Origin of the sequence: Shewanella sp. SM95 (assembly GCF_025653595.1) — a bacterium.
GTDB classification, from domain to species: Bacteria; Pseudomonadota; Gammaproteobacteria; order Enterobacterales; family Shewanellaceae; genus Shewanella; species Shewanella oncorhynchi.
In genome coordinates this window covers 61,097-85,926 of sequence record NZ_JAKKSE010000003.1, presented here as the reverse complement: position 1 = coordinate 85,926, position 24,830 = coordinate 61,097, and the positions used below count along the sequence as shown (strand labels likewise).

The following is a 24,830-nucleotide window of genomic DNA, read 5'->3' as shown; positions in this document are numbered from 1 at the left end:
TATTCTAGCTTAAATATCGAGGCAGTGCTTGTCAGTTTCCAGCGTTAACAACTGCTGTTTCATCGCAAGCCCGTAGGCGTAACCCGTTAACTTGCCATTTTTGCCTATTACTCTATGGCAAGGCACAATAATCGCAATGGGATTGGCGCCATTGGCCGCGCCCACGGCGCGCACTGCCTTAGGCCGACCGATTTGCTCGGCAATCTGCCCATAACTGCAGCTCTGGCCGTAATCTAAATTGAGCAAGGCTTGCCATACGTCGCGCTGAAATTCAGTGCCCTTGGGCGCGAGCTTTAAATCAAATTCAACCCGCTCACCCGCAAAGTAATTCGCAAGCTGCGTCTGAGTTTCGCGAATATGCGCCTTAGCTTGATTGAGGGCATCCTCACTCGCCTTGGCAAGCGTAATCTCAGTGCGATCCGAGCCGACAACGGTTAAATGGCTCAGCCCATAGGCATTGGCATTTAACTGTAATATTCCGGCAGGACTGACAAACGTATCCACGGCGCAGGGTTGATATTCTGCAATGCTTGGCGCTTGGCTCAATTGACGAATTGCATGTTTCATAATCTGTCTCTTCGTTTGCTCTTTGTTTGATCTTAATTTGGTACTTAACTGAACTGCTAACTCATCTTTTTAAACTGGCAGTTCAATATAAGGCGGCTTGATGGTTATTGATGCCAGAGCTGAAAGGTTAAGTAACTGCCCCACGGGGCAATTTGTTGACTCAGCTGCTCGCACAATTTGGGATAGCTCACTGCCGCTGCTGCCGTTTCATCTAACTTATTGTTCTTGATATATAAGGCCAATAAATGCTTTTTAACAATCAAATCGGTATGCAAAAACACATTGGGATCGCCCAAACCGCGGAGCTTAGCATACGCGATTGTCCAAGGACCTATGCCCTTAACGCTGAGCCAATCCTCGACACTCGCCTCAGGATGATCACAGATAAACGCCGCGAGCGCATTGAGGGCTAACTTACGAGCGCCGGGCATTTTTAGCTCAGTTAGACTCGCCTCACGAATGGCCTCAGGTGTAGGAAATAAACGATACTCGCAACCATTGAGACTAAAGCGCTCACCATAGGCTTCAACCAATATATTCAGTAGCTTAGTCGCCTGCACGACAGTCACTTGCTGACCCAAGATCGCGCGGCAAACCGCTTCAAACAAAGATCCTGCGCCAGGAATGCGCAATCCCGAAAACGGCATTAAACCTAAACTCGGCAGCGTACTTAAACCTTGCTCAATCTGCTGCATATCCGCATCGAGATCTAAAATGCGTCGCACCTCAGTGACCAGCAATTGCAGCTCATCAACGGCGGAATCTTCGGTCAAAGCAATCGCAAGTTTGAAGCGATTCAGCTTAGGCTCATGGATAATTTGCACTGTGCCGCGCATCTTGCCTATGGCAAAACAGCGACCATATTCGAGCCCGTTATCATCAGCTTTGGCTTCAGCGGCAAGGTTCGTTTCATCTGCAATCTGAACTGCATCGCTCGCTTGTGGATGACTGACTTGCGGCGTGAACCATTCCATCCCCGTCACCGCACGTAAGCGATAAAATGCCAGCTGCGATGCCCAATCCAATGGGGGTCGATAGTATTGATATAGGGTTAATCCATAGTGCGGCACAAATTCACCCAAAGTATCAATTTCACCGAATCCTGTTGATGAATCAATATCCTGCTCCTTTGCCGCCTTAGTTAAAGCGGTCTTTCTTAATTGCGTTGGCGTCAATTGTAAGGTTTGCTTAAATGCCTCATTGAAACGGCGAATACTGTTAAAACCCGCCGCCAACGCGACTTGGGTGATAGGTAATTGGGTTTGATGTAGCAGTTGTTTTGCAAACAGTAACTGCCGGTATAAGGCATATTGTTTAGGCGAAGTGCCAAAACCTTCGGTAAAGAGCTTATTGAGATAACGACTGCTTATCCCTAATCTGTCAGCCAATTGTGTCACAGTCGACGCTGGCTCTCCCGATGATTTCCCCGCTAATGCGCCCGCTTCAATTAAACTAATGGCCCTCGCCAACGTTGTGCCAGTGCCTTTCCACGGATTTGAACCTGGCGCACTGTCGGGCCGACAACGCAAACACGGGCGTAATCCAGCCTGTGCGGCTTTCACGGCCGAACCAAAATAACGCACATTCTGCTCTTTTGGCGCGACGGCGGGACACACGGTACGGCAATAAATGCCCGTCGTTAATACGCCCACAAAAAACTTACCATCAAAACGCGGATCGCGGCTCATCCTCGCCTCACGGCAAATAGACGCAGAAAGTTGCCCCGCACTGGACTCCAGTGAATGCACTGAGTCTATTTCATCACGCTTAATCGCACTCTCAGACGCTCTATCTGTACTCATTTTTCATCACGCCCGACAATATTCGCTCACAATTAATTTCTTGTTCATTACTTTACGTAAAACTAGCATGTAGCACTAGCGGAAAACGGAACTCAATCATTTCAATGCTTTTAGGGAATGAAATCCTATATGCTATACGCGACTATTTTTTATCTCACCATAGAGTTAATTCATGTTTAAACGATTTGAATCTTGGGTTGAAGCCCTCCCCGATGATGAACCGACTAAGCCACCCACAGGGGTTTATGCTTTTTGCCGCCACTACACTAAAGGCTACGAACTGCCGCTGATCTTAATGTCAGTGCTGACCGCCATGCTGGCCATGCTTGAAGTGTCACTATTCGGATTCATGGGCCAATTAGTTGATTGGCTGGTGAAAAAAAATCCCAAAACCTTATTCCAAGACGAAGGCACGACCTTAATGCTGATGGGAGGTATGGTGATAATTGTGATGCCAATATTGGTATTACTGCATGCGCTTATCATGCATCAAACCTTGCTCGGCAATTATCCTATGTCGATCCGCTGGCTTGCACACCGTTATTTGCTAAAACAAAGTGTATCGTTTTATCAAGATGATTTTGCTGGCAGAATCGCCACGAAAGTGATGCAAACATCCTTAGCCGTGCGCGAAACGGTGATGAAATTGCTCGATGTGTTGGTATACATTTTAGTGTATTTCACCTCAATGCTGGTGATGATTGCCAGCGCTGATCTGCGCTTAGTCATACCTATGCTCGTCTGGCTTGCACTGTATGTTGGTCTGCAATGGTACTTTGTGCCTAGACTAAAAAGTGTCTCTACCGAGCAAGCAGATGCGCGCTCAACCATGACAGGCCGTATCGTCGACAGCTATACCAACATCACCACAGTGAAGCTATTCGCCCACACGCAAAAAGAAGCCGAATACGCCAAATCCAGTATGCGGATATTTTTAGACACGGTTTATCGCCAAATGCGCTTAGTGACGGGCATCAGCGTCAGCGTGCAAATCATCAACTATCTGTTGGCCTTTAGTATTGCAGCAGTATCGATAGCCCTATGGACCGATAGCGCAATCACGGTCGGCGCCATCGCCATTGCGGTCAGTTTAGCACTGCGCTTAAACGGCATGTCACAGTGGATAATGTGGGAAATCAGTTCGTTATTCGAAAATATCGGCACGGTTACCGATGGAATGAACACCTTATCGAAAACAACGATCATCCAAGATGAGCCAAACGCCAAGGCGCTGGTCGTCAATCATGGCAAGATTGATTTCAACCAAGTGTGTTTCCATTACGGTGAGCAGACTGGCGTGATTGAAGATCTGAATTTGAATATTAAAGCAGGTGAAAAAGTTGGCTTAGTGGGGCGTTCTGGCGCAGGTAAATCGACCCTAGTGAATCTACTAATGCGATTCTACGATGTTGAAAAAGGTCAGATTAATATTGACGACCAAGACATCAAGATGGTTATGCAAGATTCACTGCGTTCGCAAATTGGCATGGTGACCCAAGATACCTCCCTCTTGCACCGCACCATTCGCGAGAATATTCTTTACGGCAATCCCAGTGCCAGTGAAGAGCAACTTGATCGCGCGATTAAACAAGCTCAAGCCTATGACTTTATTCAGGAACTCAGTGATCCTAACGGTAATCATGGCTTAGATGCCCAAGTGGGTGAACGCGGCGTAAAACTCTCTGGTGGCCAAAGACAGCGTATCGCCATCGCGCGAGTTTTATTGAAAAATGCGCCCATTTTACTGCTTGATGAAGCCACATCTGCGCTAGATTCCGAAGTCGAAGCTGCAATCCAAGAAAGTTTGTATGAATTAATGCAAGGCAAGACAGTGATCGCAATTGCCCATCGACTTTCTACTATTGCCGCGATGGACAGGTTAATTGTATTAGATCAAGGCCGAGTCGTTGAGCAAGGCACGCACCATGAACTCATCGCCGCAGGCGGTATTTATGCTCAATTATGGGCCCACCAAACCGGTGGATTCTTAGGTGTAGACTAAGCCAAAGGTGAGATGACTAAAGGTGACACTCAGCAGTGAGTGTCGCCTTTTTTATCTCAAATAAGTTTCCGCCTAATTCTGCCCTCTTCCCGCAAAGCTTCACTCTTACACTCGCCCGCATATTCACCGCAGCAATACGCTATTCATCTATCACAATAGCTGTCGTGAGAACGGCTCACTTCATATTGCACTCGTTGAACGATTGGAAACAAGAGATAAACCGCGCTTAACGATTCAACTTATCAGTATTGAAAGTGGCAGCATTCAAAGTGCCAACACACTGAATAATCCGAAAGGTAAGTTTTAGCCATGGATTAGCGCAAGGTTAAGCAGGAAAACGCTTCGATAATCTTTATCACACGATTGAACAGAATGACTTCACCACACGAAGTAAGCCTCTCGAAGCATTATTTATCTTAATGTGGATGGTTTGAATTGTTGGGTAAATTCGGCAAATAACTCGGGGCGTATGACTCGTAAATGAATCGGGGAGATCTCAATTTAATACTCAAAATTTAGACACAAAAAAACCACCTTGAGGTGGTTTATTGTCTTTAATCAAAGTTTCGATAAACCTTGATTAAAATTGGTATCCCCTAGGGGATTCGAACCCCTGTTACCGCCGTGAAAGGGCGGTGTCCTAGGCCTCTAGACGAAGGGGACCCGGACTTATGATTTAACTCGTAACCGAGCATTGTAACACATTCACTTCAGTAGGCTAGGAAGCAAATGCCTTGTTCTTACCAAACAACACGTAGTTATTTGCTAGGAACCAAAATGTGGTATCCCCTAGGGGATTCGAACCCCTGTTACCGCCGTGAAAGGGCGGTGTCCTAGGCCTCTAGACGAAGGGGACCCGGACTTATGTTTTAACTCGTAACCGAGCTTTGTAACACATTCACTTCAGTAGGCTAGGAAGCAAATGTCTCGTTCTTACCAAACAACTCGTTAGTTATTTGCTAGGAACCACTCTCTATAAAATATAGATGGTATCCCCTAGGGGATTCGAACCCCTGTTACCGCCGTGAAAGGGCGGTGTCCTAGGCCTCTAGACGAAGGGGACCCGGACTTATGATTTAACTCGTAACCGAGTTTTGTAACACATTCACTTCAGTAGGCTAGGAAGCAAATGCCTTGTTCTTACCAAACAACTCGTTAGTTATTTGCTAGGAACCACTCTCTATAAAATATAGATGGTATCCCCTAGGGGATTCGAACCCCTGTTACCGCCGTGAAAGGGCGGTGTCCTAGGCCTCTAGACGAAGGGGACCCGGACTTATGTTTTAACTCGTAACCGAGCTTTGTAACACATTCGCTTCAGTAGGCTAGGAAGCAAATGCCTTGTTCTTACCAAACAACACGTTAGTTATTTGCTAGGAACCAAAATGTGGTATCCCCTAGGGGATTCGAACCCCTGTTACCGCCGTGAAAGGGCGGTGTCCTAGGCCTCTAGACGAAGGGGACCCGGACATATTAATTTGAACTTAACGTTCCCGTTTAACATCTACGGTATCATAGGCACTCTTCTAGGTAGCAAAGTGTGCCTTGGGTGTATTAATTTAAACTTTCGTTTCTGCTTAATAAGGCAGTAAATTGGTGGAGCTACACGGGATCGAACCGTGGACCTCTTGCATGCCATGCAAGCGCTCTCCCAGCTGAGCTATAGCCCCAAATTTTTGTCAACACAGCTAACTTTAGCAGTATATGTATCAGCAGAAATTTAGATTTTGTTCTTACCAAACAACACGTTAGTTATTTGCTAGGAACCAATATTTGGTATCCCCTAGGGGATTCGAACCCCTGTTACCGCCGTGAAAGGGCGGTGTCCTAGGCCTCTAGACGAAGGGGACCCTGGACATATTAATTTGAACTTTTCACTAGAAAAGGTTCCCGTTTAACATCTACGGTAAGTTTGGTGGAGCTACACGGGATCGAACCGTGGACCTCTTGCATGCCATGCAAGCGCTCTCCCAGCTGAGCTATAACCCCAAACCTATCGAACTACATTTAAGTGCACCGCAAGCATTTGCTCGACTGTGTCTCAACTGCGTGGCGCATTCTATGCAGCGCACCTAAAAGTGTCAACTCGTTTTTTTAGGAATTTATTCTATCTGCTACAAATTCAATCGCTTTGGATATTCTTTGCTCAGAACGGCTTCTTCCAATTAAAAATAGTGTGATATCTAAGCCTGGAGACTGCCCTGCCCCTGTTACTGCAACACGTAAAGGCATACCGACCTTACCCATACCCACATCTAATTCAGTCGCAGTATCTTCAATTGCCTGATGAATAGCTTCAGCTGTCCACTCAGTTAATGCCGATAATTTCTGTTGCACCAGTTGCAATGGCTCTAACGCAACACCGCGTAAATGCTTTTTCGCCTGTGCTTCATCAAACTCAGCAAAATCTTCATAGAAATAGCGGCTAGATGCGGCTAACTCTTTTAGAGTCTTAGCGCGCTCAGCTAATGCAGTGACCACTTCAGCTAATGCAGGGCCATTTGACAGATCAATTTTTTGATCGTCCATGTGCCATTGTAAGTGTGTTGCCACATATTCTGGATCTAGGCTCTTTATATAGTGTTGGTTCAACCACACCAGTTTATCGGTATTAAAAGCAGAAGCGGCTTTGTTGATGTCACTCAACTTAAAGAATTGCTTCATTTCTTCTAATGAAAAAATCTCTTGGTCGCCATGTGACCAACCTAAACGCACTAAATAGTTCAGCAGTGCTTCTGGTAAATAGCCATCGTCACGGTACTGCATTACGCTAACAGCGCCATGGCGCTTAGACAACTTAGCGCCGTCATCACCTAGAATCATAGATACGTGTGCATATTCTGGGATCGGCGCCCCTAATGCTTTAAGAATGTTGATTTGACGCGGGGTATTGTTGATATGATCTTCACCACGCACCACACAAGTGATCCCCATATCCCAATCGTCAACCACCACACAGAAGTTATAGGTTGGCACGCCGTCGGTACGGGCGATGATCAAGTCATCTAATGCCTCGTTAGAAAATTCAATCCGACCACGAACATGGTCATCAAATACCACTGAACCACCGATTGGATTTTTAAAACGCACCACAAATGGTTCATCAGTCTCGCGAGCGGGTAAGTCGCGACAGCAACCATCATACTTTTGTGCTTCACCGTTAGCGGCCTGTGATTCTCTTAAGGCATCGATTCGCTCACGTGAACAGTAACATTTATACGCTGTGCCCTTTTCTAACATTTGAGCAATGATTTCGTTATAACGGTCAAAACGCTTAGTTTGGTAATATGGGCCCTCGTCCCATGTCAAACCTAGCCAGTTCATGCCTTCTAAAATCGCATCGCAAGCGGCTTGAGTCGAACGCTCAATATCAGTGTCTTCAATACGTAATACAAACTCACCGTTATTTGCACGGGCTTGTAACCAAGAATAAAGTGCAGTACGGGCACCACCAACATGCAAGAAACCGGTAGGACTAGGGGCAAAACGCGTCTTAGTTGTCATAATGGGACACTAACCTATATAAAGTCGTCTAGATAAAGACAATCACGATAAAAAAAGTGGGCTTATTCTAACAGTCAAAGCAGGCGCTGCAAATGGGACAAGCTTCACAGTATCACTTATCTGGTTAAATCGTGTCGCGAATCCCTCCCTTTTATAGGGAAGCCAATATAAAGCGATATATAAAGGTGGCACTATTGCTATCGCCACCATTGATGAATGCTAACACTTGAGATGATTTTTCAGGCTTTATATTCCAACCCCTAAATCTCTACACCTATATTCCTTCGATTATAAATATCTGCGCCATCGAACACGCGCATCTATACACTATCAATGCACTCATACTATTAGTGCGTAGTGCGCTAATTTTTATAAATCACTCACTTCCTCAGCACTTTTACCACAAAAAAATCCGGTGAATGGGATGAGTTCAACTCGTATTTAATCGCGAGCGTCCAAATTACGTACCATTGACTGGCGAATTAAATAACACTTTGATCGGCGGCGTGATTAGCATTAAGCCAATGTGGACAAAAATAGCGCGACCAATGCTTTTTTCACTAAAAAGCGTTGACACTAGATCGAACCTCCCTATAATACGGCTCCACACAGCGAGGTCGATTAGCTCAGCTGGGAGAGCACCTCCCTTACAAGGAGGGGGTCACTGGTTCGAGCCCAGTATCGACCACCATATTTTCTACAAAGAAATTATGGCATACAAAATGTTATATCCCAGGTCGCTTAGCTCAGCTGGGAGAGCACCTCCCTTACAAGGAGGGGGTCACTGGTTCGAGCCCAGTAGCGACCACCATATAACTTAATGTATTAATGTGTAAAAGTCATTCCCAGGTCGCTTAGCTCAGCTGGGAGAGCACCTCCCTTACAAGGAGGGGGTCACTGGTTCGAGCCCAGTAGCGACCACCATTCTTTAGTGAAAAATGACTTAAAAATTGTGTAGTTTAAGAATGCCCAGGTCGCTTAGCTCAGCTGGGAGAGCACCTCCCTTACAAGGAGGGGGTCACTGGTTCGAGCCCAGTAGCGACCACCACATTCTGCAATACACATGTTATATCCCAGGTCGCTTAGCTCAGCTGGGAGAGCACCTCCCTTACAAGGAGGGGGTCACTGGTTCGAGCCCAGTAGCGACCACCATATTCTGCAACACACACGTTATATCCCAGGTCGCTTAGCTCAGCTGGGAGAGCACCTCCCTTACAAGGAGGGGGTCACTGGTTCGAGCCCAGTAGCGACCACCATATTTCTCCCCCAATAAACTTTACCCACGTGCTCACTCAACTATGCTTGATCTCAATCAGCGAGTGATAAATTGTACTGTTCGGCATTTTATATTTCGTTAAATACTAAGCACTATCGACACTCAGCCTGATTTCATTCTGCTTTAGCATTTTTGGAGATCTACATTATGGCCAGCGTCAGTCAATCCGCTTCTCTTGCCAATATCGCCACTTATTTAAAGCATACCCACGCCTGCGATGAGCAAACAGCTCTAAAAGAAGCGCGGGAAGTCATGCATAATCTCGTCAGCATGCGCCAAAAAGGCTTTATTACCGGTTGGTACTTTGATGAACAAGGCCATTTAGCCTTGTTACCTAGCGATGCTATCCTTAAACGTATTCTTTTAGAGGATGACTAACAGCATCAAATGAATTGTGTCTTGATTGACTACGATAGCTATCGACTTAACCTCCATAGACTTCACATCTCACCTACACTTCTTCTCCTAAAGCAACCCACCACAATATTTGTCGTTATATCGCATACTTTTACGGCTTTTTTTGATCTCAAAATAACTAAGTTTGTTTAATTTATCTGCAACGACAAGAGCCGTCAATTTGGGGCCGCTCTTCACTATGGGTGGGTTTCCACCCAAACACAAAATCACTGTGAGCGAGATCTCACCCACCAAACTAAAAGTGTGACAAACATCAAATGAACTACACTTTAGTAACCAAACACTTACAGAAGCCAGTGTAAGTTGGCGTGCTATTTGCCTTTAGTAAGACAGACCTCAGGGAAATCAAGGCTGTATTCCTACTCAAACTTGGTAACAAACTAACCAAGACTGAGGACAAATCCTAACAACAGAAAAAGGAACTCAAGATGATATTGAATCAACAAACTGGATTGACCCGTCCACTCAAAACCTTAGTCAAAATGCTCGCTGTTGCCTCCGTATTTGCGACCAGTTTTAACGTATTTGCAGAACCGATTGAAATTAAGTTTTCGCACGTTGTGGCAGAAAACACACCTAAAGGCCAAATGGCACTTAAATTTAAAGAACTCGTTGAACAACGTTTACCAGGTGAATACAAAGTCAGTGTATTTCCTAGCTCACAGTTATTTGGGGATAACAACGAACTAGCGGCACTGCTGTTAAACGACGTACAATTTGTCGCGCCTTCACTCTCAAAGTTTGAGCGTTACACTAAACGTCTACAAATATTCGATTTACCTTTCCTATTCAATGATATGGATGCCGTGAACCGTTTCCAACAAGGTGAAGCTGGTCAAACATTACTGAACTCCATGAGCCGTAAAGGAATTGTCGGTCTGGGTTATTTACACAATGGTATGAAACAGTTCTCATCTAACACACCACTTAAAAATCCTGCTGATGCAAAAGGCTTGAAATTCCGCGTTATGGCATCTGATGTTCTAGCAGCCCAGTTTGATGCTGTTGGTGCAATCCCTGTGAAAAAACCTTTCTCTGAAGTATTTACCCTACTTCAAACCCGCGCTATCGATGGTCAAGAAAACACTTGGTCAAATACTTATTCACAAAAGTTCTATGAAGTGCAAAGCCAAATCACTGAAAGTAATCACGGTGTTCTCGACTATATGGTCGTGACCTCTGACACTTTCTGGAAAGGTCTACCTGCTGACAAACGTAAGATCATCAAAGAAGCTTTAGACGAATCTATCGCATTAGGTAACAAGATTGCCGCTGAAAAAGACAATGAAGACAAACAGTTAATCCTTGATTCTAAACGTTCACAGTTAGTAACTCTGTCTCCTGCTGAACGTCAAAAATGGGTTGAGGTAATGAAACCTGTTTGGGCTAAGTTTGAAGATCAAATCGGTAAAGATGTGATTGATGCTGCTGTAGCTGCAAATAAATAATAATGATGATGATAGCCGCTTAAGCTCAACCGAGCTTAAGCGGCCATTTCAGCGAGGGGATTATGGCTGTGATATCGCGAATATTTGGTTATATTGAAGAAGGTGTGCTCAATTTATTGATCACTCTGATGACGCTGTTAGTGTTTTCAGAAGTCGTCGCTCGCTTCTTCTTCAACACGGGTTTTCTTTGGATCCAAGAACTTACATTAACCTTTTGCGGTTGGTTTGTGTTATTTGGTATGTCCTATGGGGTTAAAGTCGGTGCCCATATTGGTGTCGATGCGTTTGTTAAAAATTTAGCGCCAAAGGCTAAAAAGATAGTATCTCTTATTACCGCCTTTGTTTGTATCGTCTATTGCGGACTCTTTTTAAAAGGCAGTTGGGATTACTTAAGCCAGATGTATCAAATCGGTTTGCCTATGGAAGACATTCATTTCCCACAATTTATATTAAAAAGCCTCGATCCAGATTTTGCTTGGAACACTTTAAAAATAGATATTGAAGATGGCGCAATACCGATTTGGTTATCTCAAAGTATTTTAATCATTGGCTTTTTTATGTTGACTTGGCGTTTCGTCGAACTCTTTATCGCCATTCTGCGTGACCAAGTCTCAGGCTTCCAATTTGCCGATGAAGCGAAAGAAAGTATGCATTTAATCGATGAGAGCGCTAAAAACGCTAAAGTAGATCCAGTCTCTGACCAAAAGGAGGCTAAATAATGGCTATTGCAACCCTATTTACCGCCCTATTCGTATGTATGTTTCTCGGTATGCCTATCGCTATCGCATTAGGTTTTTCCAGCATGCTGACGATTTTATTGTTCTCGAATGACTCCTTAGCTTCAGTTGCACTCAAGCTGTATGAGTCTTCATCAGAGCATTACACTTTACTCGCTATCCCCTTCTTTATTCTGTCATCCGCCTTCCTATCAACGGGTGGTGTCGCTAGACGGATTATCGATTTTGCCATGGACAGTATTGGACATGTCCGTGGTGGATTAGCAATGGCATCCGTTATGGCGTGTATGCTGTTTGCTGCGGTTTCTGGATCATCTCCTGCGACTGTTGCGGCAATTGGTTCTATCGTCATAGTCGGCATGGTAAAAGCAGGTTATCCCGAAAAATTTGCTGCAGGCGTGATCACGACCTCTGGCACTCTCGGGATTTTGATCCCACCTTCAATCGTCATGTTAGTGTATGCCGCAGCAACTGAAGTGTCGGCTGCAAAAATGTTTATGGCAGGCTTAATCCCAGGTTTAATGATGGGATTTATATTGATGATCGTCATTTATATCGTTGCCCGCTTTAAAAACTTGCCCTCACGTCCTTTTCCTGGCGTTAAACAACTGGGGATTTCAAGTGCCAAGGCAATGGGTGGATTAGCACTCATCTTTATCGTATTAGGCTCTATCTATGGTGGCGTCGCTAGCCCAACCGAAGCATCAGCTGTGGCTTGTGTATATGCTTACCTTATTGCGGTATTTGGCTACCGTGATATCGGGCCATTAAAAGACGTGGCATGGCGTAATCAAGGTGAAAACTTAGCCAAAGCAACTGCGCGTAACTTAGGTCATATGTTCTTAGGACTGATTAAAACGCCTATCGACAAAGACATACGTCATGTTGTGCGCGATGGTGCTAAGGTCAGTATCATGCTGCTGTTTATCATAGCTAACGCTATGCTATTTGCGCATGTATTAACCACAGAACGTATCCCTCACATTATTGCTGAGTATATTGTTAGCATGGGTTTACCCGCCTGGGGATTCCTGATCATCGTTAACTTACTGTTGCTTGCTGCCGGTAACTTTATGGAGCCATCGGCGATTGTACTCATTATGGCGCCAATTCTGTTCCCTATTGCAACGCAATTAGGCATAGATCCTATCCACTTAGGTATCATAATGGTCGTAAACATGGAGATCGGTATGCTAACGCCGCCGGTGGGACTCAATCTCTTTGTCACCGCGGGGATCACGGGGCGCAGTATTGGTTGGGTGATTCAGTCGGTTCTGCCTTGGTTACTCGTGATGCTAGCCTTCTTAGCCCTGATTACTTACGTACCACAGATTTCACTCTTCTTACCTGAATGGTTGGATTCGATGCGTGGATATTAGTCTGCAATTCAAGGTTGTGAGATTACCCCTTGATTACAGATAGATTTTAAGCGAGCCTAGTCAGGCTCGCTTTGTTTTATTATGCGCAGTATCAGTTATTGATCCCGTTGCTTTATCAGGATAACCACCATGTTGCCCATGACGCCTAAGGCCAAGAAACGCCTCTTTCTGACCGTTGTGTTACTTGCAGGCCTATTTGCAACCCTCAAACTGACCTACTGGGTGCATTTGCATCAAGGTAAAATTGAGATCCAAAAGCAATCGGAGAAACAACTAAAGGAATTAGTCAGTTTTCTCGATGGTGCACTATCGCGCTACGAAAGTATTCCCCACGTGCTCTCGACTAACCCAATGCTCGCCAATGTCCTGAACGACCAGCAGAATCCTGATAAAGTCCAAGAGCTTAATTTATATCTCGAAGAAATTCAGCATGTCACCGAAGCATCCGATATCTATCTGATCGATGCCTTAGGTATCGCCATCGCCGCCAGTAACTGGCAACAAAGTTTTTCCTTTATTGGCAAGGACTACTCCTTTAGACCCTATTACACAGATGCTATCTCGGGCAATCTAGGCCGTTATTATGCAGTGGGTACCAGCTCAGATAAGCGCGGATTTTATTTCTCTTACCCTATTTATCAACAAGGTGGTAAAGGCATACTTGGGGCCATCATAGTCAAAGTTAATATTGCCGACATAGAGCAACAAAGTACCAGTATCGCAATTGCGGGTCAGTATCAGTTCCTTATCAGTGATCCTGAAGATATCGTCTTTATTTCCAGTATCGATGAATGGCGGTTAAAATCACTAACCCCGCTTACCCAAGCCAAGCAATATGCCCTTAATGCCTCTAAACGCTATGCAGAACGTCCCATAGGAGAGTTGTTGATGAAGCCGCCCTATGAAAGTGGTAGTCAAGCTATGCTCTACCAGCTGCAAACGGGTACAGACCATGAACAATACATGGACATCCACCAATCAATGGCGAAGGCAGGCTGGCGAGTACACATCTTAGCGCCAATCAAACCTTTACTGACCTCTTTGCCCGCGCTGATGTTACTGTCAGCTAGTATTTATCTTTTGCTGGCACTCAGCATCCTATTTAACGCCGAGCGCCGTCGCAATCTACACCGAATGCAACTAGCGCAAAGCCTGTTAGAACAGCGAGTTGAAGAACGGACTCAGGACTTACAGCAGGCCAACAATCAGCTCAAAGATACTCAAGATGAGCTGATCCAAGCGGCAAAACTGACAGTGATCGGCAGTTTATCCGCCAGTATTAACCATGAACTCAATCAACCACTCGCGGCACTTCGCAGCTATGCCCAAAATACCCAAACTTTTCTCGCCCGTGATATGCAAGATAAGGCACTGGATAATATCAAGATTATTATTGAACTTACCGACAGATTAGCCGATATTGTTGGGCAATTTAAAAGTTTTACCCGCAAGAGCCAAGGCGCTGATAGCGCAACCGATATTGGCCGCTGTATCAAGCAAGCCCTGACCATAGTTCAACCTGCTATTGATAAACAGGGTGTTGAACTCGATGTGCAATTACCCAACGGCAACTATCAGGTTTGGGGCGATAAGGTTAGATTACAACAAGTGTTTGTCAACATTATGAGCAACGCTATTGTTGCTATGCAACAATCGGTTAAACGCCAATTGGTTATCCGCGTGACCAGTGAAGATAAGTTTTGCATCAGTATCCAAGATTCAGGCCCGGGTGTACGTGAAAGCCAAATGGAGAAAATCTTCGAACCCTACTTTACCACCAACGAACGGCACGGACTGGGGCTAGGCTTATCGATTTCACAACGTATTATCGAATCCATGCAAGGCCAAATTAACGTTGCCAATGCCGAAGAGGGTGGCGCTATTTTCCAGATTATTTTACCTATTTACTTGCTCGAGGAACGTTAGTTTTATGAGTGTGCCCAATTCAATTCAAGATTATTCTGTTCTCATCATCGACGATGAGCCGCACATAGGCACAGTTCTCGTTCAACTATTTGAACTGGAGGGCATTAAGGCGCTCGCCACCACAGAACCCAAAGGTATCGCTAAGTTGCTGCATAAAGATTGGGCGGGAATGGTGATATCGGATGTCAACATGCCACAATTAGACGGCATCAGCTTAATGCAACAAATCCGTCTGCAAGATCCCGATCTCCCCGTCGTGCTACTCACTGGTTTTGGTGATATAGCCATGGCAGTCAATGCGTTAAAACAAGGCGCCTACGACTTCCTCGAAAAACCCTTTAATAACGAACATATACTCGATGTAGTTAAACGCGCCTTAGAAAAACGCAGTCTGACCTTAGAGAACCGCAAGCTTAAAAAGGATCTCGAAAGCCAAAGCGTACCGGGCCCTCGTATTTTGGGCAACAGTGTCGGCATCAACCGTATGCGCCACATCATAACGCAAGTGATAGATACGCCTGCGGATGTGTTAATTGAAGGCGAAACCGGTACAGGTAAAGAACTTGTCGCCCGCTATTTACACGACCACAGCAGCCGCAGCCAAGCCAACTTTGTCGCCATCAACTGTGGTGCAATCCCCGAAAACCTGATTGAAAGTGAGCTCTTTGGCGCCGAAGCGGGGGCCTTTACTGGCGTCGATAAGATGCGCATTGGTAAGTTTGAATACGCCAACGGCGGTACATTATTTTTAGATGAAATTGAAAGTACGCCACTGTCGCTGCAAGTAAAACTGCTGCGGGTACTTGAAGACCGTAAGGTTGAACGCTTAGGGTCAAACAAAAGCATCAGCCTTGATATACGGGTAATCGCCGCCACTAAAGTAGATTTAAAGAGCCTGTGTGACACTGGGGAATTCCGCCAAGACTTGTTGTATCGCTTAAATCTGGTGACTGTGCCCATCCCTCCCTTGAGAGATCGCCGTGAAGATATTCCGTTACTCTTTTTACACTTTGCCCGCGTCGCATCGGCACGCTATCACAAAGCGCTTATCGCCTTAAATGCGGAGCAAAACGCGATACTTACTTCCCACGACTGGCCAGGCAATGTGCGTGAGTTACGTAATCTCGCTGAACGCTTTGTGCTACTGGGCGGAGAAGCCGCCTTTGCTGGCACGTTAGGCAATACTCCAAGCCTGCACTCGAGTATGTCCCTGCTACAAAGGGTAGAGTTTTTTGAACGGGTACTGATTGAAGAAGCACTTAGCCACAACAAGGGCAGTATTAAGCAGACCATGGAGCAGCTAGAACTGCCCCGCAAAACCCTCTACGACAAAATGCGTAAATACGATTTAGACCGCAAACAATACATTAATTCCGATGACTAAAGGGCATATTTAAGCTTTAGACCAACGCCCGTTTGACATGAGTTTGATGGTAATGCAAACGGGTGATTGCTAAGGCAATCAAGGCTAATAAGGTTAACGATCCCATCACCACACCGCGCCACTGCGCCTCATGCCAAAACATCATCAAATAAGGGCCGCCAATCGCAGCACCTAAGTAATAACAACATAAATAGAGTGACGTCGCCTTAGCTCGATCACGACTGGCCCGCATTGCAACAAAGGAATTACAGCAACTGTGGGTAAGGAAGAACCCACAGGCGGTCATTAAAAAACCTAAGCTAATGGTCAAAGTGGTATCAAACAGGGTCAGTAAACTGCCGAGCAACATCACGCACCAAGACCATTGATATAATTTATGTTGACCAAATTTGGCGAGCCATTTCGCAGTGAAATACGACGCAATAGTCCCGCTGGAATAACACAGAAAAATCAAGGTGGCTTGGAAACGACTCCATTCATAGGGTGGAGCCATCAAATGCAGTTGAATAAAGCTAAATTGATTCACCATCATCATAAAGGTCAAGCCGCCAATCGCGTAGACCAAACGCATTTGCGCATCGGTCAGATGATGACTAAAGCCATGAAGATCTTGCGCTAAACGGGCGCGTTTTGATAAGGAAGGCTCAGTGTTACTGGGTGACATCGACTGCGCATCGGCAAGTGAAGGCAGCAAATAGTTCACTAAAGCCACCCCCGCTAACGTCACTAGAAACAGCAACCACATAGATTCTTGCCAAGATAAAAACTGCGACATTAAACCACCGAGCAGACGTCCAACAATCCCGCCAATACTGTTCGCCATAATATAAATGCCTGCGGCTTTCAGCATAGTGCTTGGTGATAATTGCTCCTTAAAGTACGCCATGGCAATCGCAGGTACGGCAGCGAGTAATGCACCTTGTAGCAATCGTACTAGCACTAACCCATTAAAATCCGGTGCCCAAATTAATAGTAAGTTAGACAATGCCAATAACCACAAGCTGACAATGATTGGAGTGTGTCGACCGATACGATCTGACAGTACCGCATACAAGAGCAATGAAAAGGCTAAGGAAAAACTGGTCACCGACAGGATCAAGGTTGCTTTAGAGCCTGATACCGCAAAATGTTCCGCAATCAGCGGCAACATGCCTTGCATTAAATACAAGTTGATATAGACCACCACTGAAGCGACGCAGAGCGCCCACATCAATCGGGTGTCACGCTGTTTATTGTCAATCATAGTATCTAATACGGCTTGCACGGGAGCCTCGACCAAGTATCACTCATAGGATAGACAAAGATTATCACTGGGCATAACATAACAATAATAGATAATATCTATCGTAATCATTGATTTTTGTTATAGAAATAGTGCGCCAAAAGTGCACATCTTGCCACTGATAAAATAGTACGAGCCCGATTAATGGATATTCGCCAACTCAAACATTTAGATGCCCTAGCCAATACCGGCAGCTTTACCGCCGCAGCCAAGAAACTGAATATGGCTCAGCCCGCGTTAAGTCAAAGTATCAAACGCTTAGAGGTCGCACTCGGCGTCACCTTAGTCAATCGTACGAGCAACAAGAATGATAAACTGCTCACACTCACGGCCGAAGGTATAGTCCTGCATCAACACGCCACTTTGATCCTAAAACAAGTTAAGCAGGCCGAAGCGCAAATCCGCGCCATGGCCAATCTCACCTCGGGAGAGGTCCGCATTGCCGTGCCGGGCATGCTGGGTTCTTTCTATCTCCCCTCGCGCTTAATGGCTTTTCGGCATAAATACCCCGAATTGAAACTATCACTGTTTGAAGGCGGTACCCGGGATGCACTGCGCATGTTGCAACAGGAAGAAGTGGATATTGCGATCATTACCGCCCAAGACCTACAGCCCGAATTTGATAGTCAGTTGTTGATCCGTGAGCAAATGGTGATCGCTATGGGTGCCGAACACCCTTTAGCGGAACATAGCGCTGTGAGTCTACATGACTTTTTCGACCATGAATTAGTGATGTTCAAAACAGGTTATTTCCACCGAGAGTGGATACTCTCTCAAGCCAAAGAATTAGGCAAAAAGCCCAATATTGCCTTCGAGACCAATTTGATTAATCTGATTAAACAGATTGTTTCCCAAGGATTTGGGATCACCAGTGTACTTGAGATGGCGATAAGCTCAAAAGATGACATTTTAGCCAAACCCTTCGATCCACCGGTATTTTTAAACCTCCATATTGCATGGAAAAAGCAGCGCCCTGTCAGCCAAGCAGACCGCGCATTTGTCGATTTTTTAATGTCAAATCGCTAACACAAACCAGCAAATACAAAAAGGGCTGATATCAATATCAATATCAGCCCTTCTCTCTTACCATTAAACCTTCCGATTTTACTCTGAGGGTTTAGCCTTGTTTACGACGACCAAAAGCAAAAGGTAGCAACAACAAGCTTAACCAACCTAAGGCACCACCATCATCTTTCTTGGCTGGTGTTTCAGTCACAGATACAGACACAACACTTGAATCTTTATTGCCGTGGTTATCAGATACTGTCAGTTGGAATGAAACAGTCTGAGCAGAGCCACTCACGTTTGGTGCAACGAGATTAAGCTTGGCCGCATTAGCGTCAAAGTTAAAGCTGGTGCCCCCTAACTGAGTCCATTTGTAGGTCAAAGGATCATTGTTGGCATCCGACGACTTGCTCGCATCGATGAACAAAGGTTTACCTTCTTGGACAGTGGCAGGAGCTTCAATCACAGCTACTGGCGCCACTTCTGGAACATCAAATTGATACTCCTGCTTCAAGATTTCAGCCGAGTCGTTATTCACTTTGTTGGTCAATGCCACTATGTTGCCTTGACTCGCCTTACGTGGCACTAAGTCAAAGGTGACATCTAATGCCGCAGCAGCTGAGGCCATTTCGATAGTCCAAGTGATCTTATTGCCCACTTGTGCGCCTTGATGGCTAATATTAGCCACTTCGTGACCTTCTGGTAATAACGCCTCTAGGGTGTAAACACGGGTTTCTTGCGTTTTGTTCGCTTCAATACGTGTCTTCATCACTTTAGCGGTGCCAGGTGTTAATTCACCACTTAGTACATTACCTAAAGGCGGAAGTACATCGTCACCAACACGCTCAAATACTACTGGCAACTTAATAGGGGCAATTTTGTCATCACCGGTGGTTAAGGTCAGCATAGCCAAACCATCATCCCCGACTTTTAACGCTTCCTTCCATGCAAATTTGATATTAAAGTCCTTATTATCACCGGTAAGGCTTGCGGTTAAATTATCTCCTGCTGTTTCATTGTTATAAAACGTTAATTGCTTCAAACCAAATACATCATCCGCTGTCGCCGTCGATGCTTCATAGTTTTGTACAATCACGATATAAGTGCCTTTCTCTGGAGCATTAATTAGCACACTTTCTTCTGAACCAATTCTCGCTGATGAGGCGACTCTCGTTATCTTACTGCCATCGTTTTTATCTCGCAGTACATACATATCCAAATCAGGAGATGTGGTATAGCTGATTGAAGCACGAAATAATAATGCGTTGTCATCCACATCAAACTTAAAGAGTTGCACTCCATCATCTAAATCATCCAGATAACTTGAATTATCTGAGTCTTGTTTAACACTCGACTCGATAGTACGACTCAGCTTCAATGCCGTCACCTCTGCACCAACACTCGCAAAGTCAACCGCTTTTAACTGCGATAAATTAAGCTCATCTGCATTACGTGTTGCATCAATACTTACTAAAGTAGGCAGGTTACGTTTCGCAATTTTAGTGGCTATAGGCATAGTTGCCGTTGGGAAGCTAGCTGATTCAAGCACTAAATTACCAAATCCCCAATCAGCCCCCACTTGTGCCACATCGGCGGTCACTGTAATGGTTTGGCTCTCGCCTTTTTTCAGGGTAAAACTCTCTGGCGATACAGATAACGCGAATTTATCGGTAGCTGCGACGCCTTTTGCCGTCCACGCACCGTCTTCAACTGCAGTAACTGTACGTTTCCAACTACAGGAATTTACACAACGAGAATCCGCCATACTTGGCACATTGAGTTTACGTGGATCGCCATTGACAGCAGGGTTAGCAATTTCATAATTCAGTGCGCTTTCATCCATCAATAAGCCCGTTTTTGCGGCTAAATCGACTCGAATACGACCTGCTCCCACGTCGAATGGATCTGCAACAGTTTTACCGTCAGCTTTTTTCATTGCTTGGGCTGTGGTCGCGGTCAGCATAAGCGCAGAACGGATATTATCTGGCGTCCAATCCTTGTGCAGTGATTTGAGTAAAGCACCTGCCCCCGCAACGTGAGGACTTGCCATTGAAGTACCTGACATCAACGTGAAATCAGCCGGAGCTGTACCCGTTTTATCATGGCCAAACTGTTGATCCGCATTGGCGGCATAAATATCACTACCAGGGGCCGCAACAAAAGGCACAATCACATCATTAGTACCATTAGGACCGATAAGGGAACTGTCAGCCAAGACATCAGCTTCTCTATTCAATATTTGAGGCATAGGTGCTAATGTCAACTCGTGAGCTGGATTTGCCGCAATGGCTGCAACTAACTCTAAACCATCGGTATTGCCAATAAAGACTGCAGGAACATTTAACTTTTCAAGTGAGCTCATTTTTAAATGCTTATTACCTTCACCGTCTTTATTAAAGACGATCACTGCCTTTGCACCCGCCGATAGAGCTCCTGCTACTTTTACAGTGAAATCACATGTTCCACGCTTAATAACAGCAATTTTTTCCTTAAATGCATCAGCAGGAAACTCTTTACATCCCTCAACATTTGTCGCATCAACCGTTCCCGCAAAAATAGGAATACCTTTTACAACCTCGGTTTGAACAGGACCAGAACCAATTGTGAAGTCATAGGTTTTACCACTAAACTCTAGTTCTCGTACAACTTCACGACTGTGCGTAGAGTTTGCTACTGATGTGTACCAGGGGGCATTTTTAGGGGTGGAATAAGGTACTTGCTCTATATCTGTGCGAGTATTGCCAGCTGCAACAGCAACAAAAATACCCGCATTACGCGCGGCTAAGAACCCTTGCTCTGTTGCACTATTCCATGGGTTACCACCACCACTGATGGAAAAGTTAATAACATCCACACCATCTTTAATCGCATCATCAATGGCTTTTAGAATAGGTACGGTTTCACACCCATTGTATTTATCCCCTTGGTTTCCTGGCGCACATATTTGATAGGCTATAACATTGGCATGAGGAGCAACACCGGAAATCTGAGCGAACTTAACACCACTGGGTATGCCGTCGCCTTCAAGTTTTCCAGTCTCCCCATCCAAATAAGGCACATCCAATAAAATATTGCCCACTGCTGTGCCAGCCACATGGGAGCCATGACCGCCATAATCTTCACCATTTTTTTCTGGCGGCGTAGCGCCAAAAATATCAGCGTCATCATAAATGTTGGTAATTTCAGGATAACTGCGCACACCAATCAACTTGTCATTACACATGCTCGCAAAATCAGTTTTACAATCACCAATATAGATACCTTGACCTAATGGGTTTGTGTGATCATAGCCATCTTGGCCAACATCAGCGAATGACGCATGATCTGAGTTAATGCCAGAGTCGATTATACCGACGATCACGCCTTCACCCATGGCTTTAGTGCCAGTGGCGCTACCGTCCCATACCTTTGGGGAGCCAAGCAACACTTGACTTACATCGGTTTCAAGCTGTTCTACACGCTCACGCTCGATAAAAACAACCTCAGGCAGTTCAGCCATTTTGATTGCCTGAGCCTGAGTCATACGTACAGCCATACCATTAAGCGCATACTGATAAGTCGTGATGGGCTCGAGGCGACTGCCAATAGCTGCGCTCGCATTGGTTATAAAACGTTCCTGTTTAACCTCAAGGAAACTGGCATAAATCTTAACCTCAGGTGCTGCAACATTGAGTTTTACATTACCAGAACTTTTACTCTGAGAGGTTGACTTTACTCGCTGAGGGCTAGTTGCTTTAAATCCAGGAATGTCGCCTTGATAATTTGCCACCGCGCTATCACGCAACCTAACAATATAAGTATATTCTTCATCGGCTAAATCAGCTTCAGGGACAAATTTAGCCTCTGAATTTTTAAGCGTTACAGTCGTTATCTGGCCGCGAGCCGAATCGCGCAATAACTCAACTGGAATATCTAACTGCAAGGTTTCACCCGTAGGTGATAATACGGTTTGTGCATTTGCCGCCGACGATAACAGTGCCATAGACACTGCTAATGCTATTTTAGTTTTCATTGTGACTTCCCTAATTCTTATAAGTTGTATGATTTATAAAACTCAGGTTTGGGTGGCATGAAAACGCTGCGGCAACCAAAAACATCACCCGTAACTGACATTTTTTATGAATAACCATTCAATTTACTGTGATGATGATCACTGAGTTTTATCGCGATAATTTGTAACACGTGATGATACAAATTAAAACAGTAAGTTAACAGAACGTAATTCAGTAAATAATGAACAAGCTCATACCTTGTTAAAATAAATCCATATAACCTTTATCAGACTGTTTTATGTCCCAACGATAAGTCGTAGTATAAAAATCGATAAAAACAAATAATAAACATTAAATCATATAGTTAAACTTAACCTTTAAGTGTCAGCTCAAAAATACTCTTAGGTTAAACAGAATGAATACCCGTAAATAAATATTCTTTTTTATACATATCATTAGTTACAAAATAAACGTAAAAGATCTTTTACGAAATAATAAACAACAAAAACCACATCATTAATTTAACAAAATATATACATATTGTATTTGTATGATATTTTACAAAATGATACCCTTATAAAAATTAACTAACTTATGCATTAATATTCTTAATTCTGTATAGAGCAAGTTAATATTTAATCTCACATTTACAGCATAGCAAGCGGATTAATGATCACAAAAAAGCCCTTTCAATATAGAATTGAAAGGGCTAAATCTTCATCAATATAAAAACAATATTATTGCAGTTGTGGCCAGTGGTTAATTCGCCATCACCGCCTTCATTAACACTTCTGTCGTGAACTTATCATTATTGATAACTGGGAACCTGTCATAGGTTTGGAAGATCACTTGGTCTTGAAACTTGATCATCGCCACTACCCCATATTGGATACTTTTATCGATCGATTTAGCGGGCAATGTAAATTTAAATGGCACAGGTGCTCTGGCGATATTGAAGGTTTTTTGTGCGACGATGACACCTGGAGTATTCAAATCAATAATGGCAATAATGATTTGGCAGCCTTGAGGTAATGGGATCTTCTCTAGATAGCCAGCTGCGCCATTGATGATAATCGGTTGATCAGGTGTTACTGTCACGCAGCCATTGAGCAAGACAGCCATGAGAGAGAACAATATAAACGATTTTATTTTCAGATACATACTAACGTCCTTTTACCATGCGTATCAGGCCTTCTTGGGTAGAAGAAGCCACTAACTCGCCTTGTTGATTGAAAAACTGCCCTCTGACGTAACCTCTGCCACCGCTAGCATTAGGGCTATCGATACTGTAAAGCAACCACTCTCCCATATTAATCGGGCGATGGAACCACATCGCGTGGTCGATCGTCGCCATTCGGACCCCAGGACTTAAGAAGGATACACCGTGGGGCTGAGCTGCCGTGACTAAAAAGTTAAAGTCTGAGGCATAGGCGAGTAAATATTCATGGATATGGGCATCATTTGGCATAGGACCATTAGCCCTCATCCAAACATAACGGTACGGCTCGGTTTCTTTAGGCGCAAAAGGGTGCAGTGGATTGACCAATCGCATCTCAATTGGCGCATCGGCCATAAACTTTTCAAGTATGCTCGGCGGTACTTTATCCCGCATCGTCAGCGCCAATTCCTGCTGATTCAACAAACCTTCAGGTCCGGGTACTTGCGGCATAGCGGCTTGATGACTAAAACCTTCCTCAGGTTCTTGGAAGGAGCAGGTCATATGAAAAATCGGCCGACCTTTTTGAATAGCACTAACCCGACGAGCGCTAAAACTACCGCCATCACGCATATTTTCTACTTCATAAACAATCGGCAACTTCTCGTCACCTGCACGTAAAAAGTAGGAGTGTAATGAATGGATCTTACGCTCAGCAGCTACTGTCTGTTTTGCGGCGCTCAGTGCTTGGCCCATCACTTGACCACCAAACACATGCCCAAAAACCAGATCTTGGCTTTGACCACGAAAGAGGCCAATTTCAATTTGCTCAAGGGAAAGTAATGATAAAAGATCGTCTAATACCTGACTCATGGGATCCTACGGCGTAATTAGCAATTAATCTTAAAGGGTAACTCAGTTAGCCTTAAGCTGACCAGTCTTCTATCGATGAT

The 24,830-nt window shown here is 44.7% G+C and carries 15 protein-coding genes and 14 tRNA genes; 14 read left to right on the top strand and 15 right to left on the bottom strand.

Annotation, left to right across the window (positions count from 1 at the left end; translation table 11 throughout):
* Positions 1-9: 9 nt before the first annotated feature.
* Both L5M29_RS05690 and L5M29_RS05685 read right to left on the bottom strand, forming a co-directional pair.
* Positions 10-567 (bottom strand): methylated-DNA--[protein]-cysteine S-methyltransferase, encoded by a 558-nt coding sequence (locus L5M29_RS05690; protein ID WP_263166654.1) that lies wholly within the window; start codon positions 565-567, stop codon positions 10-12.
* 104 nt (positions 568-671) lie between these two features.
* Positions 672-2,369, bottom strand: a complete 1,698-nt coding sequence (locus L5M29_RS05685) for an Ada metal-binding domain-containing protein (RefSeq protein ID WP_263166651.1) — start codon at positions 2,367-2,369, stop codon at positions 672-674.
* 172 nt (positions 2,370-2,541) lie between these two features.
* On the opposite strand from L5M29_RS05685, the gene L5M29_RS05680 reads away from it, so the two are divergent.
* Positions 2,542-4,371 carry an ABC transporter ATP-binding protein gene (locus L5M29_RS05680; protein WP_263166649.1) on the top strand — a complete coding sequence of 610 codons (1,830 nt, stop codon included), beginning with the start codon at positions 2,542-2,544 and terminating at the stop codon, positions 4,369-4,371.
* A 587-nt stretch (positions 4,372-4,958) separates the two neighbouring features.
* Here the strand turns inward: L5M29_RS05680 and L5M29_RS05675 are convergent.
* The 9 genes from L5M29_RS05675 to gltX form a co-directional block, all read right to left on the bottom strand.
* Positions 4,959-5,034: transfer RNA gene (locus tag L5M29_RS05675), tRNA-Glu, on the bottom strand.
* 117 nt (positions 5,035-5,151) lie between these two features.
* Positions 5,152-5,227 (bottom strand) — tRNA-Glu (locus tag L5M29_RS05670).
* 131 nt (positions 5,228-5,358) lie between these two features.
* Positions 5,359-5,434, bottom strand: a tRNA-Glu gene (locus L5M29_RS05665).
* Between the two features lie 131 nt (positions 5,435-5,565).
* Positions 5,566-5,641, bottom strand: a tRNA-Glu gene (locus L5M29_RS05660).
* Positions 5,642-5,759: 118 nt separating this feature from the next.
* Positions 5,760-5,835 (bottom strand) — tRNA-Glu (locus L5M29_RS05655).
* Between the two features lie 130 nt (positions 5,836-5,965).
* Positions 5,966-6,041 (bottom strand) — tRNA-Ala (locus L5M29_RS05650).
* A 104-nt stretch (positions 6,042-6,145) separates the two neighbouring features.
* Positions 6,146-6,221, bottom strand: a tRNA-Glu gene (locus L5M29_RS05645).
* Between the two features lie 63 nt (positions 6,222-6,284).
* Positions 6,285-6,360 (bottom strand) — tRNA-Ala (locus tag L5M29_RS05640).
* A 105-nt stretch (positions 6,361-6,465) separates the two neighbouring features.
* Positions 6,466-7,875: a glutamate--tRNA ligase gene (gltX, locus tag L5M29_RS05635; RefSeq protein WP_168824307.1), complete on the bottom strand. Its 1,410-nt coding sequence runs from the start codon at positions 7,873-7,875 to the stop codon at positions 6,466-6,468.
* Between the two features lie 615 nt (positions 7,876-8,490).
* On the opposite strand from gltX, the gene L5M29_RS05630 reads away from it, so the two are divergent.
* From L5M29_RS05630 to L5M29_RS05575, 12 genes are all read left to right on the top strand, one after another.
* A tRNA-Val gene (locus L5M29_RS05630) sits at positions 8,491-8,566 on the top strand.
* 44 nt (positions 8,567-8,610) lie between these two features.
* Positions 8,611-8,686 (top strand) — tRNA-Val (locus L5M29_RS05625).
* Between the two features lie 37 nt (positions 8,687-8,723).
* Positions 8,724-8,799, top strand: a tRNA-Val gene (locus L5M29_RS05620).
* Between the two features lie 48 nt (positions 8,800-8,847).
* Positions 8,848-8,923 (top strand) — tRNA-Val (locus L5M29_RS05615).
* 28 nt (positions 8,924-8,951) lie between these two features.
* A tRNA-Val gene (locus tag L5M29_RS05610) sits at positions 8,952-9,027 on the top strand.
* Positions 9,028-9,055: 28 nt separating this feature from the next.
* A tRNA-Val gene (locus tag L5M29_RS05605) sits at positions 9,056-9,131 on the top strand.
* Positions 9,132-9,298: 167 nt separating this feature from the next.
* Positions 9,299-9,529, top strand: coding sequence for a hypothetical protein (locus L5M29_RS05600; protein ID WP_105252063.1), 231 nt, complete (start codon positions 9,299-9,301; stop codon positions 9,527-9,529).
* A gap of 467 nt (positions 9,530-9,996) precedes the next feature.
* On the top strand, positions 9,997-11,016 hold the full coding sequence (locus L5M29_RS05595; RefSeq protein ID WP_113941003.1) for a TRAP transporter substrate-binding protein: 1,020 nt from the start codon (positions 9,997-9,999) through the stop codon (positions 11,014-11,016).
* A 62-nt stretch (positions 11,017-11,078) separates the two neighbouring features.
* Entirely contained in the window at positions 11,079-11,735 is a 657-nt protein-coding gene (locus tag L5M29_RS05590; RefSeq protein WP_173497702.1) for a TRAP transporter small permease, read from the top strand.
* Entirely contained in the window at positions 11,735-13,132 is a 1,398-nt protein-coding gene (locus L5M29_RS05585) for a TRAP transporter large permease (protein ID WP_028761090.1), read from the top strand. The genes L5M29_RS05590 and L5M29_RS05585 overlap by 1 nt, the downstream gene beginning before the upstream one ends.
* Before the next feature lie 129 nt (positions 13,133-13,261).
* The gene (locus tag L5M29_RS05580) at positions 13,262-15,058 is read left to right on the top strand and encodes an ATP-binding protein (protein WP_028761091.1); all 1,797 of its coding nucleotides are present in this window, start codon (positions 13,262-13,264) and stop codon (positions 15,056-15,058) included.
* A gap of 4 nt (positions 15,059-15,062) precedes the next feature.
* Positions 15,063-16,442, top strand: a complete 1,380-nt coding sequence (locus tag L5M29_RS05575) for a sigma-54-dependent transcriptional regulator (protein ID WP_173497699.1) — start codon at positions 15,063-15,065, stop codon at positions 16,440-16,442.
* Between the two features lie 16 nt (positions 16,443-16,458).
* On the opposite strand, the gene L5M29_RS05570 is transcribed toward L5M29_RS05575, so the two are convergent.
* Positions 16,459-17,706 (bottom strand): MFS transporter, encoded by a 1,248-nt coding sequence (locus L5M29_RS05570; RefSeq protein ID WP_219234031.1) that lies wholly within the window; start codon positions 17,704-17,706, stop codon positions 16,459-16,461.
* 162 nt (positions 17,707-17,868) lie between these two features.
* Here L5M29_RS05570 and L5M29_RS05565 point away from each other — a divergent pair, with 162 nt between their 5' ends.
* Positions 17,869-18,750 carry a LysR family transcriptional regulator gene (locus tag L5M29_RS05565; protein WP_028761094.1) on the top strand — a complete coding sequence of 294 codons (882 nt, stop codon included), beginning with the start codon at positions 17,869-17,871 and terminating at the stop codon, positions 18,748-18,750.
* Between the two features lie 91 nt (positions 18,751-18,841).
* Here the strand turns inward: L5M29_RS05565 and L5M29_RS23745 are convergent, their stop codons facing one another.
* The 3 genes from L5M29_RS23745 to tesB all read right to left on the bottom strand — a co-directional run bounded on the left by L5M29_RS23745 (position 18,842) and on the right by tesB (position 24,750).
* Entirely contained in the window at positions 18,842-22,741 is a 3,900-nt protein-coding gene (locus L5M29_RS23745; protein WP_317633245.1) for a S8 family serine peptidase, read from the bottom strand.
* A gap of 739 nt (positions 22,742-23,480) precedes the next feature.
* Positions 23,481-23,882, bottom strand: coding sequence for a YbaY family lipoprotein (locus L5M29_RS05545; RefSeq protein ID WP_028761096.1), 402 nt, complete (start codon positions 23,880-23,882; stop codon positions 23,481-23,483).
* 1 nt (position 23,883) lies between these two features.
* The gene (tesB, locus tag L5M29_RS05540) at positions 23,884-24,750 is read right to left on the bottom strand and encodes an acyl-CoA thioesterase II (protein WP_263166646.1); all 867 of its coding nucleotides are present in this window, start codon (positions 24,748-24,750) and stop codon (positions 23,884-23,886) included.
* Positions 24,751-24,830: the final 80 nt, after the last annotated feature.

Excerpts from the sequence above, each read along its gene's own strand:
- L5M29_RS05690 (WP_263166654.1), bottom strand. The coding sequence starts at position 567 with ATGAAACATGCAATTCGTCAATTGAGCCAAGCGCCAAGCATTGCAGAA.
- L5M29_RS05685 (WP_263166651.1), bottom strand. The coding sequence starts at position 2,369 with ATGAGTACAGATAGAGCGTCTGAGAGTGCGATTAAGCGTGATGAAATA.
- L5M29_RS05680 (WP_263166649.1), top strand. The coding sequence starts at position 2,542 with ATGTTTAAACGATTTGAATCTTGGGTTGAAGCCCTCCCCGATGATGAA.
- gltX (WP_168824307.1), bottom strand. The coding sequence starts at position 7,875 with ATGACAACTAAGACGCGTTTTGCCCCTAGTCCTACCGGTTTCTTGCAT.
- L5M29_RS05600 (WP_105252063.1), top strand. The coding sequence starts at position 9,299 with ATGGCCAGCGTCAGTCAATCCGCTTCTCTTGCCAATATCGCCACTTAT.
- L5M29_RS05595 (WP_113941003.1), top strand. The coding sequence starts at position 9,997 with ATGATATTGAATCAACAAACTGGATTGACCCGTCCACTCAAAACCTTA.
- L5M29_RS05590 (WP_173497702.1), top strand. The coding sequence starts at position 11,079 with ATGGCTGTGATATCGCGAATATTTGGTTATATTGAAGAAGGTGTGCTC.
- L5M29_RS05585 (WP_028761090.1), top strand. The coding sequence starts at position 11,735 with ATGGCTATTGCAACCCTATTTACCGCCCTATTCGTATGTATGTTTCTC.
- L5M29_RS05580 (WP_028761091.1), top strand. The coding sequence starts at position 13,262 with ATGTTGCCCATGACGCCTAAGGCCAAGAAACGCCTCTTTCTGACCGTT.
- L5M29_RS05575 (WP_173497699.1), top strand. The coding sequence starts at position 15,063 with ATGAGTGTGCCCAATTCAATTCAAGATTATTCTGTTCTCATCATCGAC.
- L5M29_RS05565 (WP_028761094.1), top strand. The coding sequence starts at position 17,869 with ATGGATATTCGCCAACTCAAACATTTAGATGCCCTAGCCAATACCGGC.
- L5M29_RS23745 (WP_317633245.1), bottom strand. The coding sequence starts at position 22,741 with ATGAAAACTAAAATAGCATTAGCAGTGTCTATGGCACTGTTATCGTCG.
- L5M29_RS05545 (WP_028761096.1), bottom strand. The coding sequence starts at position 23,882 with ATGTATCTGAAAATAAAATCGTTTATATTGTTCTCTCTCATGGCTGTC.
- tesB (WP_263166646.1), bottom strand. The coding sequence starts at position 24,750 with ATGAGTCAGGTATTAGACGATCTTTTATCATTACTTTCCCTTGAGCAA.